The organism is Actinomadura sp. NBRC 104412 (genome assembly GCF_030269515.1).
Taxonomy (GTDB): domain Bacteria; phylum Actinomycetota; class Actinomycetes; order Streptosporangiales; family Streptosporangiaceae; genus Spirillospora.
The window spans coordinates 78,158-92,914 of record NZ_BSTM01000010.1 but is presented as its reverse complement, the minus strand read 5'-3'; the positions used below and the strand labels follow the sequence as shown (position 1 = coordinate 92,914).

The window sequence follows — 14,757 nt, the reverse complement described above, 5'->3', positions numbered from 1 at the left end:
TCCATCAGGTGTAGTAGCGCAGGACGACCTCGGCCACGCAGGCGGGCTTGTCGGCCCCCTCGACCTCGCACGTCACCGTGACCGTGTTCTGCACGCCGCCCTCGAGCGGGGTCACCCGGTCCAGGGAGGCGCCGGCGCGCAGCTTGGCGCCGACCGGCACGGGCGAGGGGAAGCGCACCTTGTTGGTGCCCATGTTGACCCCCATCGCGAAACCCTCGATCTTCAGGATCTGCGGCATCAGCACGGGGATCAGCGACAGCGTCAGGTAGCCGTGCGCGATCGTCCCGCCGAACGGCCCGGCGGCGGCGCGCTCGGCGTCGACGTGGATCCACTGGTGGTCGCCCGTCGCCTCGGCGAACAGGTTCACCCGCTCCTGGGTGATCTCCAGCCAGTCGCTGTGACCGAGGTGCTGCCCCTCCAGGGCCTTCAGGCCCTCGACTCCGACCGCGGTGGTCGCCATTGCGCTCTCCTCTCTCAACCCGCCTGCGGCGCCCGCGCCGCGGCGTCACGCGCCCAGGTCAGATCCGCCTTGCCGGACGGGCTGCGGCGCACCTGCTCGACGAACACCACGTCCCGCGGCTTCTTGTAGCCGGCGAGCTCGGCCGCCACGGCGTTCCTGATCGTCTCGGCGTCCGGATCCTCGCCGGCGCCCGGCTCCCGGGCGACGACGGCGGCGATGCGGTGACCCCAGTGCTCGTCCGGCACGCCCACCACGATCACGTCGGCCACGCCGGGACAGCGGGCGATCACCTGCTCCACCTCCTCGGCGAACACCTTCTCGCCCCCCGTGTTGATCACCCGGCTGCCGCGGCCGAGCAGGACGAGCGAGCCGTCCTTCTGGAGGGTCGCCATGTCGCCGGGGACGACGTACCGCGTCCCGTCGATGTCGACGAACGTCGCGGCGCTCTTCTCCGGGTCGTCCAGGTACTCGACCTCGGTCGAGGAGGGCGCGGCCAGCTTCCCGACCGTGCCGGAGCCCGGCTCGACGTCGCGGCCCTCGTCGTCCAGGACCCGCGCGCCCGGCATCAGCTCGAAGGTGGAGCGGACCCGGCCGGTGCGCCGGGTGGTCACCGAGCGGGCGAACGGGCCGCCCTCGGACGCGGCGATCACGTCCTCCAGGATGGCGTCGCAGTACGCCAGCAGCCGTTCCTTGACCTCCGCGCTCCAGGTGACCCCGACGCTGAACACGCGGCGCAGCGAGGACAGGTCGTAGGGGCGTCCCTCCCGCGCCGCGCGGCCCAGGGTGGCGACGAGCGGGCGGGCGAACACGTCCCCGACCAGGCACAGGTCGGTCGCCCGGTGCCGGACGGCCAGCTCCGCCAGCTCCTCGGGGTCGTAGGAGCGGGAGGTGGGGTAGACGACCGTCCCGCCGGTCAGCAGCGCCCCGAACGAGGTGTAGACGCCGGTGGCGTGCATCAGCGGCGGCGGCACCAGCGAGATCATGCGGCGCGGGTGCTCCAGCAGCCGCCGGGTCGAGGCGCGCAGCCCCTCCAGGTCCGAGGGCGTCTCGGCCTCCATGACGCGGTAGCCGTTGGAGATGGCGATCGAGAACAGCGTGGTGTGCCGCGACAGGACGCCCTTGGGCCGCCCGGTCGTGCCGCCGGTGAACATCAGCCAGTGGTCGTCGCCGGACCGCGGGATGCGCGGCATCGGCTCGCCGCCCAGCGCCTCGGCGAACGGGACGGCCCGCCCGCCGAGCGGGTCCTCGCCGTCCCCGTGCTCCCCGACCCGGACGATCGTCTTGAGCAGGGGCGCCTCGGCGCGGGCCAGCTCCCCGGTGAGGGAGGCGTCCACGAACAGCGCGGAGGCGGACGAGTCACCGAAGATCTCGGTCAGCTCGCGTGCCCGGTACCGGTGGTTGACGTTCACCGGCATCGCCCGCACCTTCATCGTGGCGAGCAGGGCCTCCACGTACTCGGGGCCGTTGTACATGGCGATGGCCACCCGGTCGCCGTGCCCGACGCCCCGGCCCGACAGGAACCCCGCCAGGCGCGACGCGCGCTCGTCGAGCTCGGCCCACGTCCTGCGGGTGTCCCCGTGGATGATCGCGACGCGGTCGCCGGCCTCGTCGGCGACCGTCTCCAGCACGGTGGCGAAGTTCTCGTTCATCATCCGCCTCCGAGCCCGAAGAGGCGGGCGGCGTTGTCCTTGAGGATGAGCGGCCGGACCTCCGGCTTGATCGGCAGCTTCTCGAAATCGGCCAGCCAGCGCTCCGGCGTGATCACGGGATAGTCGGACCCGAACATCATCTTGTCCTTGAGCAGCGTGTTGGCGTACTGGATCAGCTGGGGCGGGAAGTACTTGGGCGACCATCCCGACAGGTCGATGTGCACCGTCGGCTTGTGCAACGCCACCGACAGCGCCTCGTCCTGCCAGGGGAACGAGGGATGCGCGAGGATGATCGGCATGTCCGGGAAGTCGACCGCGACATCGTCGACGTGCATCGGGTTGGAGTACTTCAGCCGGATCCCGCCGCCGCCTCTGGTGCCCGCGCCGACCCCGGTGTGCCCGCTGTGGAACAGCGCGATCCGGCCGTGCTCGGCGATCACCTCGTACAGCGGGTAGACCTCGCGGTCATTGGGGAAGAAGCCCTGCGAGTTGGGGTGGAACTTGAACCCGCGGATGCCGGGGTGCGACGCGAGTAGCTCCTTGGCCTCCCGTACGCCGTCCGCCCCGCGTGAGGGGTCGATGCTGGCGAACGGGATCAGCACGTCGGCGTTCTCGGCGGCCAGCTCCGCGATCTCCGCGTTGCTCGCCGCGTGCTCGTTCGGCCGCCCCTTGACGTCCACGCCGAACACCACCGCGCCCATGTCCCGTTCGCGGTAGTAGGCGGCGATGTCACGGGTGGTGTTGGCCCTGACGTCACCGGCCTTGAAGTACGCGGCCATGTCCTTCAGGGTCCCGCCGCCGTCCTCCTCACCGCCGGAACGGACGGAGGCGTGGACGTGGACATGGACATCGATGGCGGTGACGGCGCCTGGGTCGATCGCCATGGTCACTGGGCGCCCTTCTTCTCGGGGGTGCTGGTGCCGGGTGGCGTGGCCGCTCCCGGCGGGGGTGCCTGCTTGTAGTCCTGGAGGCGCGGCTCGAACACCGACGGGAAGATCGCCGCGACGGTCTCCGGCGTCCACCCGCCGTCCCGTACCGCGACGGCCACCTCCTGCGGGTGGGACCACAGTGCCAGGCGGTCGCCGCCGGCGGCCAGGCACTGCCCGGTGATGCCCGCCGCGGCGTCGGAGGCCAGGAACACGACCGCGGGCGCGGCGTCGTCGGCCGTGCCGAGCCCGCGGCGGCGCATCGCCTCGGGGACGGGCTCGCCCCGCTCCGCGCGCTCGGTCAGCTCGCCCAAGCCCGGGATCGTCGCGACCATGCGGGTCAGGGCGGTGGGGATGACGGCGTTGACGGTGACGCCCATCCGCTCGCATTCCAGCGCCCACGTCCGTACCAGGCCCACGATGGCAGCCTTGGCGGCCGAGTAGGCGGTCTGGCCGAAGCTGGCGCGCTGCCCGGCGGGCGAGCCGACCAGGATGAGCCGCCCGCCGCCGCCCTGCTCGCGGAACCGCCGGACCGCCGCGCGCCCGCAGGTGAACGTGCCGCGCAGGTGGGTGCGGATCACGATGTCGAAGTCCTCGTCGGAGGTGTTGCGCAGCGTCCGGTCGCGCAGGACGCCCGCGTTGGCGCACATGACGTCCAGCCTGCCGAACTCCTCCACCGCCCGCTCGACCAGCGCGTCCGCCGTCTCGGCCGCGCCGATGGCCCCGGCCTCGGCGACGGCCTTCCCGCCCGCCCTCTCGATGAGCGCGACGGTCTCGTCGGCCACGTCGGCGTCGATGTCGTTGACGACCACCGCGGCCCCCGCGGCCGCCATCGCCCGCGCGTAGGCGCGGCCGAGCCCGCGCCCGGCGCCGGTGACGACGGCGACCTTGCCCTCCAGCATGCGCCCCTCCTGAGAATCCGGCCTGCCCATGACGCTAGTCATCCCTATTACGGCCGTCAATAATCTGCCTGATATATGGAAGGAGTCAGGCCGGCGGCCAGGTTCGACACGGCCGACTTCGCCGACGGGGCGCCGGGCAACCTGCGGGCCGACTACGTCCTGCCGTCCAAGGGGCTGAGGCCGGTACGGGGCGCGGTGTTCTGGCCGCTCTCCTCCGATCCGCTGTCGAGGCTGACCGGCACCTTCCCGTTCCCCGGCTCCGACCACCGCCTGGTCTGGATCGACGTCCGCCCCTGATCGTGCACCATGGAGGGGTGACAACGCAGGTTGAGGCGGCCCCGGGGGAACTGCTGGCCGACCTGGTCGCCGACGGCGACGTGGTGGTGCTGAGCGGCGCGGGCCTGTCCACCGAGTCCGGCATCCCCGACTACCGGGGGGAGACCGGGCGCAGGCGGCGGGCCGAGCCGATGACGTACCAGCGGTTCGTGGGCGGCGCCGAGGCCCGCCGCCGCTACTGGGCGCGCAGCCATCTGGGCTGGCGGCACATCGCGCGGGCCGAACCGAACGCCGGCCACCGCGCCGTCGCCGAGCTCCAGCGGCGCGGCCTGGTGACCGGGATCATCACCCAGAACGTCGACGGGCTCCACCAGGCCGCCGGCGCCCGCGACGTGATCGAGCTGCACGGCTCCCTCGACCGCGTCCTCTGCCTCGGCTGCGGCCGGCGCAGCCCCCGTCAGGACCTGCACGAACGCCTGACCGCAGCCAACCTCGGCTGGCACGCCGAGAGCGCCGCGATCAACCCCGACGGCGACGTCGCCCTCGACGATGACCGGGTCGCCGGCTTCCGGGTGGTCGGCTGCGCGTCCTGCGGCGGCGTCCTCAAACCCGACGTGATCTTCTTCGGTGAGAACGTTCCCGCCCCGCGCGTCCGGGCCTGCTTCGACCTGACCGGGCGGGCCGCCACCCTTCTGGTCCTCGGCTCGTCCCTGACCGTCATGTCGGGCTACCGCTTCGTCCGCCACGCCGCCGCCCTGAACATCCCCGTCGCCATCGTCAACCAGGGCCCCACCCGGGGCGACGGGGAAGCGCTCCTGCGCCTGGACGCCCCGCTGGGCCGGACTCTCACGGACCTGGTCGCCGCCCTCGCCTAGGTGTACGGCTAGGCCACCGGCGGCGGGGCGGTCGACTCCCGCTTCACCAGTTGGGTGGCCAACTCGACGCGGGTGGTCTCCAGGGTCTCGCCGCGGGAGAGGCGGAAGAGCATGCGGGCGGCCAGGGTGCCCATCTCGGCCAGGGGCTGGCGGACGGTGGTCAGGGGCGGGGAGAACCAGCGGGACACCGACAGGTCGTCGAAGCCCACGATGCTGAGGTCCTGCGGGATGCGCAGGCCGCGTTCGCGGGCGGCCTCGCAGGCGCCGTAGGCCATCTGGTCGGACGCGGCGAAGATCGCGGTCGGCGGGTCGGGCAGCTCCAGCAGCCGGCCGCCCTGGATGTAGCCGCTCTCGTGGTGGAAGTCGCCGTACAGGATCAACGCCGGGTCCAGCGCCAGCCCGGCGGTGTCCAGGGCGCCCCGGTAGCCGTCCAGCCGGGCGCGGCTGCACAGCACCCCGGCGGGGCCGCCGATGAGGCCGATCCGGCGGTGGCCCAGGTCGATGAGGTGCTGGGTGGCGGCGAGTCCCCCGGCCCAGTTGGCGGCGCCGATCGAGGGCACCTCCGGGTCGGGCTCGCCGCGCGGGTCGATCAGCACGTACGGGACGTTCAGCGCCTCAAGCCGGGTGCGCTGCTCGGGGGTCAGCTCCTCCAGCACCAGGATGACGCCTTCGGAGCGGCGCCGTTCCACGTTGTCCAGCCACTGCCGGGCGGGCTCGGAACGGCTCGGCTCGACGGCCGCGTGGATGGCCGAGACGACGGTGCCGACGCCCGCGGCGTGCGCCACCTCCTCGGCGCCACGGATGATCTCCACGGCCCAGGGGCTGTCGAGCTCGTCGAAGACGAGGTCGATCAGCCCCGCGGGATCGGAGCCACGCCGCCGAGCCCGGGGATAGGAGTGCTTCTCGAGCAGCTCCTCCACCCGCGTGCGCGTGCCGTCGGCCACGTCGGCACGCCCGTTGAGAACCTTCGACACCGTGGAGACCGACACCCCCGCCTCGCGGGCGATCGTCGTGATCGTGACTCGCCGCTGGATCCGATTCGCCAACACAGACCTCGCCTTCTGATTAAGGGCATCCTACTCCGAAATGTTTCGGGGCCTTCCCGTCTCCCACCACGGGTCCCTCGGCTATTGACACCCAAGACCGTCGCTCCCTAGTTTCCGAAATGTATCGACAAAGTTTCGAGGGACGGCGGATCCGGGGGCACGCCTCGGAAGGAGCGATGGTGTTCAAGGACGACGCGCGGTTCCTCCGCGTCAGCGGGACCTCGCTGACCGACGGGACCGGGGCGAAGGTGCGGCTGCGCGGCGTCGGGCTCGGGGGCTGGATGAACATGGAGAACTTCATCACCGGCTACCCGTCCACCGAGAGCCTGATGCGGCGGGAGGTGAACCGCGTGCTCGGCGAGGACCGGGCGCACCGGTTCTTCGACCGGCTGCTGACCGTCTTCTTCGGCGAGGACGACGCCGCCTACCTGGCCTCGCTCGGGCTGAACTGCGTCCGCCTGCCGCTGAACTACCGGCACTTCGAGGACGACCGCGCCCCGTTCACCATCATCGAGTCGGGGTTCCGCCACCTCGACCGGGTGATCGACATCTGTGCCCGGCACGGCCTCTACACCGTCCTGGACCTGCACGCGGCTCCCGGCGCGCAGAACCACCACTGGCACAGCGACAACCCCACGCATCTGCCGTCGTTCTGGCAGCATGCCCACTTCCAGGACCGGCTCGTCCACCTGTGGCAGGTGATCGCGGACCGGTACGCGGGGCATCCGTGGGTCGCCGGATACAACCTGCTGAACGAGCCCGCCGACGTCTCCGGGGAGGTCATCGGCCCGTTCTACGAGCGGCTGGTGAGCGCGGTCCGCGAGGTGGACCCGCGCCACACGATCTTCCTGGACGGCAACACCTACTCCACCCGGTTCGACATGTTCGGGGACCCGCCGGACAACACCGTCTACACCTGCCACGACTACGCGCCGGCGGGCTTCGTCTACGGTGGCCCGTACCCCGGGTACACCGAAGGGGAATGGGTCGACCGCGACAGCCTTGAGGAGACGTTCCTCGAACGCAGCGACTACATGCGGCGGACCGGCACGCCCATCTGGGTGGGCGAGTTCGGCCCGGTCTACACCGGCGACCCGGACCGGGACGTGCAGCGCTACCAGATCCTCCGCGACCAACTGGCCATCTACGACGCCTACGACGCCGGATGGTCGATCTGGACGTACAAGGACATCGGGGTGCAGGGCCTGGTCCACACCAGCGCGGACAGCCCGTACATCAGGCGGTTCGGTGACTTCCAGGCCAAGAAGGCGCGGCTGGGGGCCGACCACTGGGGCTCGACGGACGAGGGCGTGCGGCATCTGATCGAGCCGATCCGCGCGTTCATGGACGAGGAGTTCCCCGGCTTCGACCCCTACCCGCTCGGGCGCCGCAAGTTCACCGACGACCTGGTGCGGCACATCCTGTTCGCGCAGCCGCTGACGGTCGAGTACGCCGAGCTGTTCCGGGGCCTGGACGACGGGGAGCTGGACGCCCTGGCGAACTCGTTCGCCTTCGCCGCCTGCCGCCGCCGCGAGCACCTGGCGGAGATTCTCGCACGCCACACCCGGGAGCACGCTTGACACCGGCCCGACGTCGATGCCTGGAATTGGGGCATGCGGATCGGCGAGCCGCCGGCCGCCCGGGTCGCGGTCGTCCGCCGCCCGCTCGCCCTACCGCTGGAGCGCCGCACATGAGCCATGTCCCGGCACGCCATCCCGACCGGCTGAGGTGGAACGCCAAGTACGAGGCGGGCGCCTCGTTCACCGCCCACCCGCTGGCGGAGCGGGCACTGGCCCTGCCGCCCCCGGACGGACCGATGCTCGACCTCGCGTCCGGCCCGTCCGGCGGCGCCCTGCTGGCCGCCGCGTCCGGGCGCCGCGTGACGGCGGTGGACATTTCCGAGGTGGCCCTCGACCTGCTCGCCCGGGAGGCCGAGGCCCGCGGCCTGCGTCACCTGATCACCCTCGTCCATGCCGACCTGGGCACGTGGACGCCGCCCCCGTCCGCCTTCGCGCTCGTGCTGTGCACCGGCTTCTGGGACCGCGCCGTCTTCGGCCCCGCCGTGGAGGCGGTGGCACCCGGCGGAGTCCTCGCGTGGGAGGCGTTCACCCGGGAAGCGCTGCGCGCCCGGCCTCACCTGGCCGCCGAGTGGTGCCTGGGCGAGGACGAGCCCGCGTCCCTGCTGCCGGGCACGTTCACCGTTCTCTTCCAGGAGGACGTCCCCCATGGCAAGCGGCGCATGCTGGCCCGGGATAATCGCGCCATGGACTCACTCTCCGAGGGCCGCTGATGGCCAGGCCGATCGCGACCAACACCACGGTGGCGCTGCCGGAACTGCTGGACTTCGTACGCCCCAGGCACCGCGCCCTGCTGATCACCACCCGTGCCGACGGCGGGCCGCAGGGCTCCCCGGTGACCTGCGGGGTCGACGACGCGGGCCGGGTGGTGGTCTCGACGTACCCGGAACGTGCCAAGACCCGCAACGCCAGGCGCGACCCCAGGGTCAGCGTCATCGTCGTCTCCGACGAGTGGAACGGCCCCTGGGTGCAGATCGACGGCACCGCCGAGGTGATCGACGCGCCCGGCTCGGTCGAGCCGCTGGTCGAGTACTACCGGAACATCTCCGGCGAGCACCCCGACTGGGACGAGTACCGCGCGGCCATGATCGACCAGGGCAAGTCGATCATCCGCGTCACTCCCGAGCGATGGGGCCCGGTGGCCACCGGCGGCTTCCCACCCCACCTGGCATGAGGGCGATCAGCCAGGACGTGCTCGGGGGCGTCGACGTGCTCAAGGAGGTCGACCTGCCCAAGCCCGAGCCGGGTCCGACCGAGGTACTGGTACGGGTGCACGCGGCGGGGGTCAACCCGACCGACTGGAAGCACCGGGCGTTCGGGCTGTACCTCCAGCCTCCGTTCGTGCTGGGGTGGGAGCTGTCGGGGGTGGTGGAGGCCACCGGTGTCGGCGTGACGTTGCACAAGCCGGGCGACGCGGTGTTCGGGATGCTGAAGTACCCGCAGGGCGCCGGTGCCTACGCCGAGTACGTGTCGGCCCCGTCCCGGTACTTCGTGCGCAAGCCCGACAATCTGGACCATGTGCAGGCCGCGGGAATCCCCCTGGCGGGGCTGACCGCCTGGCAGGCCCTGGTGGACACGGCCGGTGTCGGGCCGGGGCAGCGGGTCCTGATCCACGCCGCGGCCGGCGGGGTGGGGCATCTGGCGGTGCAGATCGCCAAGGCGCGCGGCGCGTACGTCATCGGCACCGCCAGCGAGCCGAAGCACGCGCTGCTGCGGCGGCTGGGCGCGGACGAGCTGATCGACTACCGCACCACCGACTTCGCCGAGGCGGTGCGGGACGTGGACGTGGTGCTCGACACGATCGGCGGCGAGTACGGGCCGCGTTCGGTGCGGACGCTGCGCCCCGGCGGCGTCATCGTCACCCTCACGCCCCGCGACGTCCGGGTCCCCGACACGCCCGGCATCCGGAGCGAGGTGCTGCTGGTGGAGCCGGACCAGCAGGGCATGAAGGAGCTCGCGGCGCTGGCCGAGGCGGGAAGGCTGCGGGCCGAGCTCGACACCGTCGTTCCCCTGGAGGAGGCGGCCAGGGCGCATGAGCGCGGGGAGACCAACCGCGCCACCGGCAAGATCATTCTGACCGTCGGCTGAGCGGCGGCCCCGGGACGGCCGCGGAACCGCGGTCCCCGGGGCGGCTCAGTCCCGGGGCCGCCAGGGGCTGGCCGCCTCGGTGGGGCGGGGGGCGGCGGCGACGCTGAGGGCGTAGGTCGGGGTGTCGCCGTAGGGCGGCGGAACGGTGCCCAGGTAGCCGTGGCCGGTCAGGTGGCACCAGGCGGCCAGGTCCAGGGGCGCCGCCGGGTCGGACGCGATCAGATGCACGATCGTCCCGGCGGGCAGCTCGGCCAGGCGTCCGCGCAGCTCCAGCAGCAGCCGCACGCAGGACTTGTCGCCGCCGTCGATGACCACCGGTGCGTCGTGCTTCCCCGTCATGCCTCGCCCCCCGCGAGCGTCCGTCCGTCCCGTGAGGCGATCATAGGCGGATCGCGACGCTCGCGTGGTTCATGGTGAAGGGCCGGAACCGGTGGCCAGGAGGCGGGTCAGCAGGCGCGAGACGGTGATGACGCCGATCATCGGCGCGTCGGTACGGTGGGCGTCGCCGGTCACGACGACCACGGGGCTGCGCGCCGCCGCCATCACGCTGGCGATCTCCATGGCGGTGGCGTCGGCGTCCACGACCGGCGGCGGGGTCCGGTCGGCGGTCCTGGGCAGCACGTCCGCGACCGTTTTCCCGCGCAGGCTCTCGGTCAGCTTGTCGGCGTGGCCCTCGTCGTAGACGCGGGCGAGCGCGAGGTCGTCCTGGACGTACCCGGGAATGACGGCGCGCAGCAGTTGCGAGCCCGGCAGCACCGCCTTGGGGTGCCGCCGCTCATCGACGACGATCAGGCCGGGCAGCCGGTGCTCGGCCAGCAGCCTGGCGGCCTCCATCGCCGCGCTGTCCGGGGTGACGGTCGGGAACTCCTCGGCGAGCTGTCGTGCGCGCACACCACCGACGCTATCCGATCGCGTACACCCGCAGGACGCCGTCCCCCGTGGCGTAGACCCGGCTCCAGCCCGGCCGGTCCCCGGAGACGTCACCCCAGACGCGGCGCGCCGCGTCCTGGCACCGCGGGCACAGCTTCCCCCCGTCGGTGTCGAAGAACACGACGAGGTCGCCTCGGCGGGGCGTGAACGGCGCGCCTTCCCGGAGCTTGAGGACGGGGGCGTCCCAGCTCCGGCCGCCGAACGGGCCCGAACGGTAGACCATCAGGACGGACCCGGTCCGGGGGTCCGCCCACACCCGGCCGTACGCGCGGTCGTGGTCGCGCATCCAGGACCGGAACGCCTCCATCTGGGTGGCGCCGCCCAGCCGTGTGGTCTCGGACGCCCACCACGACCGTGCGGCGACGCCGGTGACGACCATGGCGGCGGCCAGCACGACCACGGCGGGCACGACCGCCCGCGCGCGCGACCCTCCGGGCAGTCGTCCGCTCAGCACGGTCGCCGCCAGCCACAGCGCGGCCAGGCCGCCGAGGACGAACGCGGGGAAGATCGGGAACCAGTACCGGATCAGTTGCAGCCGCAGCTTGGGCGCCGACGGGTCGATCACGCCTCCCAGCAGCGTGAGCGGCACCCAGGTCAGCAGGAACGCCCCCGCGAGCAGGGCCAGCCGGCGGGGCCAGACCAGCGCTCCCGCCAGCGTCAGGCCGATCAGCCCGACCAGCAGGCGCCCGTCCGGGTACTCGTCGATCAGCGTCCGCGGGAGCCGCAGCAGGTAGAGCGACCGTGGCTTGTCCCGATAGGTGGAGGCGATCTCCGGAGGGGACGGGGCGCCGCCGTGGCCGGCGGCGGCCTTCAGCCGGGCCAGCGGGTCGCCGTACAGGCGCCAGCACAGCAGCATCTCGGCGGCGACCATGGCCACGATCGGCACCGCGATCCACGCGAGCCCGCGCCGGCCCGCCTTCCGGTACAGCAGGATCGGGACCAGCGGCCACAGGAAGACGATGAACTCACGGGTCAGGTACGACCAGCCGAGCAGCGCCCCCAGCCCGGCGAGCCGCCACCGGCCGGGGGGCCCGTCCCGTCCCGCGATCGCGACCGTCAGCGCGAGCGCGCAGGTGAACAGGCCCACGGCGAGCACGTCGGGCATCAGGTCGGTGCTGTCGGCGAACACGGGCGTGGCCGCGACCACGGCGACCCCGGCGGCCGCGCCGACCACGCGGGCGAACAGCAGCGTGCCCAGCGCGTAGGTGCCGAGCATCAGCGACAGCGTGGCCAGGAGAGGCACGACGGCGTACGCGGCCTGCGAGTACCCGAACGCCTCCACCGCCACGCTCGCCGGGACGATCAGCCCGAACCTGGTCATCTGGTGGGTCAGGAGGGCCCCGTCGACGGGTTCCGGGAACAGGTCGGCGGCGGTCAGGTAGTGGAGCTGGTCCGAGGGCTGCGGCGTGCGCAGGTGGGCCAGCAGCACGGCGAGCCAGGCCAGGAGCAGCGCGGCGGGTATCAGCCGCCCCCACGGGATGCCCCTGCCGCGTGCCGACGCGGTGCCGTTCCGTTTCCGGTCGGGAGCCTCTCGGAGACTGGCGATCACGCCGACAACGTGCCAGCAATCAGGCGCGGGTAAGGCACAGCACCGGTAAACGTAAGGTGAATTCCCACCCGAGCCCCCCGCAAGGGCACTCGGGTGGGGCATTCACATCGGCGCTAGAGGTCCTGGATCTGGGTGACCACCATGGCCAGGGCGAAGAAGCCGTAGAAGGCGATGGCGATCAGCATGCCGGCCAGGCGGGCGCCGCGAAGCCTGATGGCGGGCGGGAGGTCCCTGGTGTTCAGCCTGACCAGCAGGATCGAGTAGAGCAGGGTCACCACCGAGGCGGCGCACGTGGAGACGACCAGGAGGGCGATCGGCTGGTCGAAGCCCGCCAGCAGGATGATGGAGCCGAGCACGATCTCGGCCCAGACCACCGCCAGGTAGAGGCGGGCCTCGGTCCAGCGGGACGATCCCGACAGGTAGGTGCGCCTGAGGAAGTCGCCCGCGACACGGCCGATGACGTCTAGCAGGCCCATGGCGGCGGCCCACAGGGACACCGCGGCGATCGCGAAGAACAGCGGCTTGAGCCAGTCGCCGACCTCACCGGCCATGACCTCGCCCTGCACGCGCAGGAAGGACGGATCGCTCTTCAAGTCGTCGCGTCCGAACAGGGTCTCGTAGGCCAGCAGCGACATGATGCCGATCGTGGCCAGGCAGACCAGGAAGAACGTGGTGAAGTGCTCGATGTTGGCGCGCTTCCACCAGACCTGCCAGCGGGTGAGGTTCTCCGGCGTGTCGGGGAAGGTGTAGCGGTCGCCGCCGGACGCCTCCTCCTTCCCGGTGATGGGCGAGATCAGGCGCGGGACGTGGGCGCCCATGCCGTACCGCTTGTCGCGGATCCAGTTGCTCAGCACCAGGTTGTGGACGCCGCCCGCGCCCGCGGCGCCCAGCGCGCTGAGGATCATGGTGAAGGTGATGCCGTCCGGGATGCGCCCGAACCCGGTCACGGTCCGCTCCGCGCCCTCCCCCCAGGTGGACAGCGAGATCACGAACACCACCGCGACGGCCAGGAAGAACAGGGTGAGCGCGACCTTGACCGCCTCGACCCGCTCCACCGTCTTGTAGATCACCTTGGAGAAGGTGAGCAGCACGCCGATGACCACCAGCGCCGCGACGGTGATCCACACCGCGTCACCGCCGCCGACAAGGTAGGTGAACACGGTCGAGCCGCTGGTCGCCCAGCCGGGCCAGACGTACTGGAAGGCACCGGCCAGGCAGATGACCACGCCCCAGCCGGTCCACCACGAGGAGAATCCGGCGACGGCGGTCTGCCCGGTCGCCAGGGTGTAGCGCTCGATCTCCATGTTGATGACGTACTGGATCGCCAGCGTGGCCAGGGCCAGCCACAGCAGGCCGAGGCCGCCGATCGAGGTCAGGTACGGCCACAGGATGATCTCGCCGGCGGCCATGCCGATGCCGACGGCCACGACGCCCGGACCCACCATCCGCCGCAGCGGCATGGGGTCGGGCAGGTCGCGGACGGCGGCCGGGGGCACGGGCGGGCGGGGCGGCTTGACGGGGCGGGTCATGGGGTCCTCCGGGGGGTTGCGGGGGCGGGGCACGGGCGCGACCGGCGCTCGGCGAGCAGGGCGCGCAGGTGGCGGAGCATCCGGCCGGTGTCGGGGACCCGGCCGGTGATCAGCTCGAAGGACGCGGCGGCCTGGAACACGCACATGCCGGCTCCCCCGATGGCGCGCACGCCGCGGGAGCGCGCCGCCTGGAGCAGGCGGGTGGTCAGGGGCATGTAGACGATGTCGACCAGCCACAGCCCGGGGCGCAGCAGGTCGACGGGCATGGGGGTGCCGGGGTGGGAGCGCATGCCGACGGGGCTGGCGTTCACGACCCCGTCGGCGGAGGCGAGCGCCGTCTCCAGCCCGGACGGCGGGATGCCGGCGATGCGGCCGGCGCCGAACCTGGCGGTCAGGCGGCCGACCAGGGCGGCGCGGCGGGCCGGGTCGGGGTCGGCGATGGTCAGCCGTCCGGTGCCCGCGGTGAGCTGGGCGTGGGCGCAGGCGGCACCGGCTCCCCCGGCGCCGAGCTGCACGACATGCCCGGTCGCGGCCCCGGGGAGTTCCCGCGCGAACGACTCGGCGAACCCGGCCGCGTCGGTGTTGTGGCCGACCCTGCGTCCGCCGGAGAACACGATGGTGTTGACGGCGCCGATGTCCTCCGCCTGGCGGGACAGCCCGTCCAGCCGCGGGATCACCCGCTGCTTGAAGGGGTGGGTGACGTTGAGCCCGGCGAAGCCCGCCTCCTCGGCCTCGCGCAGCAGCCGGTCCAGGTCGTCCGGGGTGTCCGGGTCCTGGACGTCGATCAGCTCGTAGGTCAGGTCGAGGCCGTGGTGGGGGCCCTCGCCCTCGTGCAGCGCCGGCGACAGCGACGCTCCGATGCCCGAGCCGATCAGGCCGTACCGGCAGGGGACGCGCGCCGGGACGTTCCCGCCGCGACGCCCGTCCGCCCGGTTGTCCACCATGCCGCT

15 protein-coding genes and 1 pseudogene are annotated in these 14,757 nt (G+C 72.5%); 6 read left to right on the top strand and 10 right to left on the bottom strand.

Going from position 1 to position 14,757, the window contains the following annotated elements:
- Positions 1-4: 4 nt before the first annotated feature.
- Genes QSK21_RS15095 through QSK21_RS15080 form a run of 4 tightly spaced genes read right to left on the bottom strand, consistent with a single transcriptional unit; the run spans position 5 to position 3,937 of the window.
- On the bottom strand, positions 5-460 hold the full coding sequence (locus QSK21_RS15095) for a MaoC family dehydratase (protein ID WP_285696355.1): 456 nt from the start codon (positions 458-460) through the stop codon (positions 5-7).
- Between the two features lie 14 nt (positions 461-474).
- Positions 475-2,112, bottom strand: coding sequence for an AMP-binding protein (locus QSK21_RS15090; RefSeq protein ID WP_285696354.1), 1,638 nt, complete (start codon positions 2,110-2,112; stop codon positions 475-477).
- Positions 2,109-2,993, bottom strand: coding sequence for an amidohydrolase family protein (locus tag QSK21_RS15085; protein WP_285696353.1), 885 nt, complete (start codon positions 2,991-2,993; stop codon positions 2,109-2,111). Before QSK21_RS15085 ends, QSK21_RS15090 begins: the two co-directional genes overlap by 4 nt.
- A 2-nt stretch (positions 2,994-2,995) precedes the next feature.
- Entirely contained in the window at positions 2,996-3,937 is a 942-nt protein-coding gene (locus QSK21_RS15080) for an SDR family NAD(P)-dependent oxidoreductase (RefSeq protein WP_285696352.1), read from the bottom strand.
- A gap of 105 nt (positions 3,938-4,042) precedes the next feature.
- On the opposite strand from QSK21_RS15080, the pseudogene QSK21_RS15075 reads away from it, so the two are divergent.
- Positions 4,043-4,234 (top strand): annotated as a pseudogene (locus tag QSK21_RS15075) (endonuclease/exonuclease/phosphatase family protein); the annotation flags it as partial.
- A 17-nt stretch (positions 4,235-4,251) separates the two neighbouring features.
- On the top strand, positions 4,252-5,088 hold the full coding sequence (locus QSK21_RS15070) for an NAD-dependent protein deacetylase (protein WP_285696350.1): 837 nt from the start codon (positions 4,252-4,254) through the stop codon (positions 5,086-5,088).
- Between the two features lie 8 nt (positions 5,089-5,096).
- Here QSK21_RS15070 and QSK21_RS15065 read toward each other — a convergent pair whose 3' ends face one another.
- The gene (locus tag QSK21_RS15065; RefSeq protein WP_502871566.1) at positions 5,097-6,134 is read right to left on the bottom strand and encodes a LacI family DNA-binding transcriptional regulator; all 1,038 of its coding nucleotides are present in this window, start codon (positions 6,132-6,134) and stop codon (positions 5,097-5,099) included.
- A gap of 176 nt (positions 6,135-6,310) precedes the next feature.
- Here QSK21_RS15065 and QSK21_RS15060 point away from each other — a divergent pair, with 176 nt between their 5' ends.
- The 4 genes from QSK21_RS15060 to QSK21_RS15045 all read left to right on the top strand — a co-directional run bounded on the left by QSK21_RS15060 (position 6,311) and on the right by QSK21_RS15045 (position 9,799).
- A complete protein-coding gene (locus QSK21_RS15060; RefSeq protein ID WP_285696347.1) occupies positions 6,311-7,714 on the top strand; it encodes a glycoside hydrolase family 5 protein in 1,404 nt (467 codons plus the stop codon).
- 110 nt (positions 7,715-7,824) lie between these two features.
- Entirely contained in the window at positions 7,825-8,424 is a 600-nt protein-coding gene (locus tag QSK21_RS15055; protein WP_285696346.1) for a methyltransferase domain-containing protein, read from the top strand.
- Positions 8,424-8,885, top strand: a complete 462-nt coding sequence (locus QSK21_RS15050) for a PPOX class F420-dependent oxidoreductase (RefSeq protein ID WP_285696345.1) — start codon at positions 8,424-8,426, stop codon at positions 8,883-8,885. Before QSK21_RS15055 ends, QSK21_RS15050 begins: the two co-directional genes overlap by 1 nt.
- The gene (locus QSK21_RS15045) at positions 8,882-9,799 is read left to right on the top strand and encodes an NADP-dependent oxidoreductase (protein WP_285696343.1); all 918 of its coding nucleotides are present in this window, start codon (positions 8,882-8,884) and stop codon (positions 9,797-9,799) included. Before QSK21_RS15050 ends, QSK21_RS15045 begins: the two co-directional genes overlap by 4 nt.
- Before the next feature lie 45 nt (positions 9,800-9,844).
- Here the strand turns inward: QSK21_RS15045 and QSK21_RS15040 are convergent, their stop codons facing one another.
- From QSK21_RS15040 to QSK21_RS15020, 5 genes are all read right to left on the bottom strand, one after another.
- A complete protein-coding gene (locus QSK21_RS15040) occupies positions 9,845-10,138 on the bottom strand; it encodes a sulfurtransferase TusA family protein (protein WP_285696342.1) in 294 nt (97 codons plus the stop codon).
- A gap of 69 nt (positions 10,139-10,207) precedes the next feature.
- Positions 10,208-10,690 (bottom strand): CBS domain-containing protein, encoded by a 483-nt coding sequence (locus tag QSK21_RS15035; RefSeq protein ID WP_285696341.1) that lies wholly within the window; start codon positions 10,688-10,690, stop codon positions 10,208-10,210.
- 10 nt (positions 10,691-10,700) lie between these two features.
- Positions 10,701-12,278: a hypothetical protein gene (locus QSK21_RS15030; RefSeq protein WP_285696340.1), complete on the bottom strand. Its 1,578-nt coding sequence runs from the start codon at positions 12,276-12,278 to the stop codon at positions 10,701-10,703.
- Positions 12,279-12,391: 113 nt separating this feature from the next.
- On the bottom strand, positions 12,392-13,807 hold the full coding sequence (locus QSK21_RS15025) for an Nramp family divalent metal transporter (protein WP_285696339.1): 1,416 nt from the start codon (positions 13,805-13,807) through the stop codon (positions 12,392-12,394).
- On the bottom strand, positions 13,804-14,751 hold the full coding sequence (locus QSK21_RS15020; RefSeq protein WP_285696338.1) for a shikimate dehydrogenase: 948 nt from the start codon (positions 14,749-14,751) through the stop codon (positions 13,804-13,806). Before QSK21_RS15020 ends, QSK21_RS15025 begins: the two co-directional genes overlap by 4 nt.
- Positions 14,752-14,757: the final 6 nt, after the last annotated feature.

What these genes read in the sequence shown, in the direction of transcription:
- QSK21_RS15080 (WP_285696352.1), bottom strand. Translation starts at nt 3,937, where the DNA reads ATGCTGGAGGGCAAGGTCGCCGTCGTCACCGGCGCCGGGCGCGGGCTC.
- QSK21_RS15020 (WP_285696338.1), bottom strand. Translation starts at nt 14,751, where the DNA reads ATGGTGGACAACCGGGCGGACGGGCGTCGCGGCGGGAACGTCCCGGCG.
- QSK21_RS15085 (WP_285696353.1), bottom strand. Translation starts at nt 2,993, where the DNA reads ATGGCGATCGACCCAGGCGCCGTCACCGCCATCGATGTCCATGTCCAC.
- QSK21_RS15050 (WP_285696345.1), top strand. Translation starts at nt 8,424, where the DNA reads ATGGCCAGGCCGATCGCGACCAACACCACGGTGGCGCTGCCGGAACTG.
- QSK21_RS15095 (WP_285696355.1), bottom strand. Translation starts at nt 460, where the DNA reads ATGGCGACCACCGCGGTCGGAGTCGAGGGCCTGAAGGCCCTGGAGGGG.
- QSK21_RS15040 (WP_285696342.1), bottom strand. Translation starts at nt 10,138, where the DNA reads ATGACGGGGAAGCACGACGCACCGGTGGTCATCGACGGCGGCGACAAG.
- QSK21_RS15060 (WP_285696347.1), top strand. Translation starts at nt 6,311, where the DNA reads ATGGTGTTCAAGGACGACGCGCGGTTCCTCCGCGTCAGCGGGACCTCG.
- QSK21_RS15045 (WP_285696343.1), top strand. Translation starts at nt 8,882, where the DNA reads ATGAGGGCGATCAGCCAGGACGTGCTCGGGGGCGTCGACGTGCTCAAG.
- QSK21_RS15055 (WP_285696346.1), top strand. Translation starts at nt 7,825, where the DNA reads ATGAGCCATGTCCCGGCACGCCATCCCGACCGGCTGAGGTGGAACGCC.
- QSK21_RS15090 (WP_285696354.1), bottom strand. Translation starts at nt 2,112, where the DNA reads ATGATGAACGAGAACTTCGCCACCGTGCTGGAGACGGTCGCCGACGAG.
- QSK21_RS15025 (WP_285696339.1), bottom strand. Translation starts at nt 13,807, where the DNA reads ATGACCCGCCCCGTCAAGCCGCCCCGCCCGCCCGTGCCCCCGGCCGCC.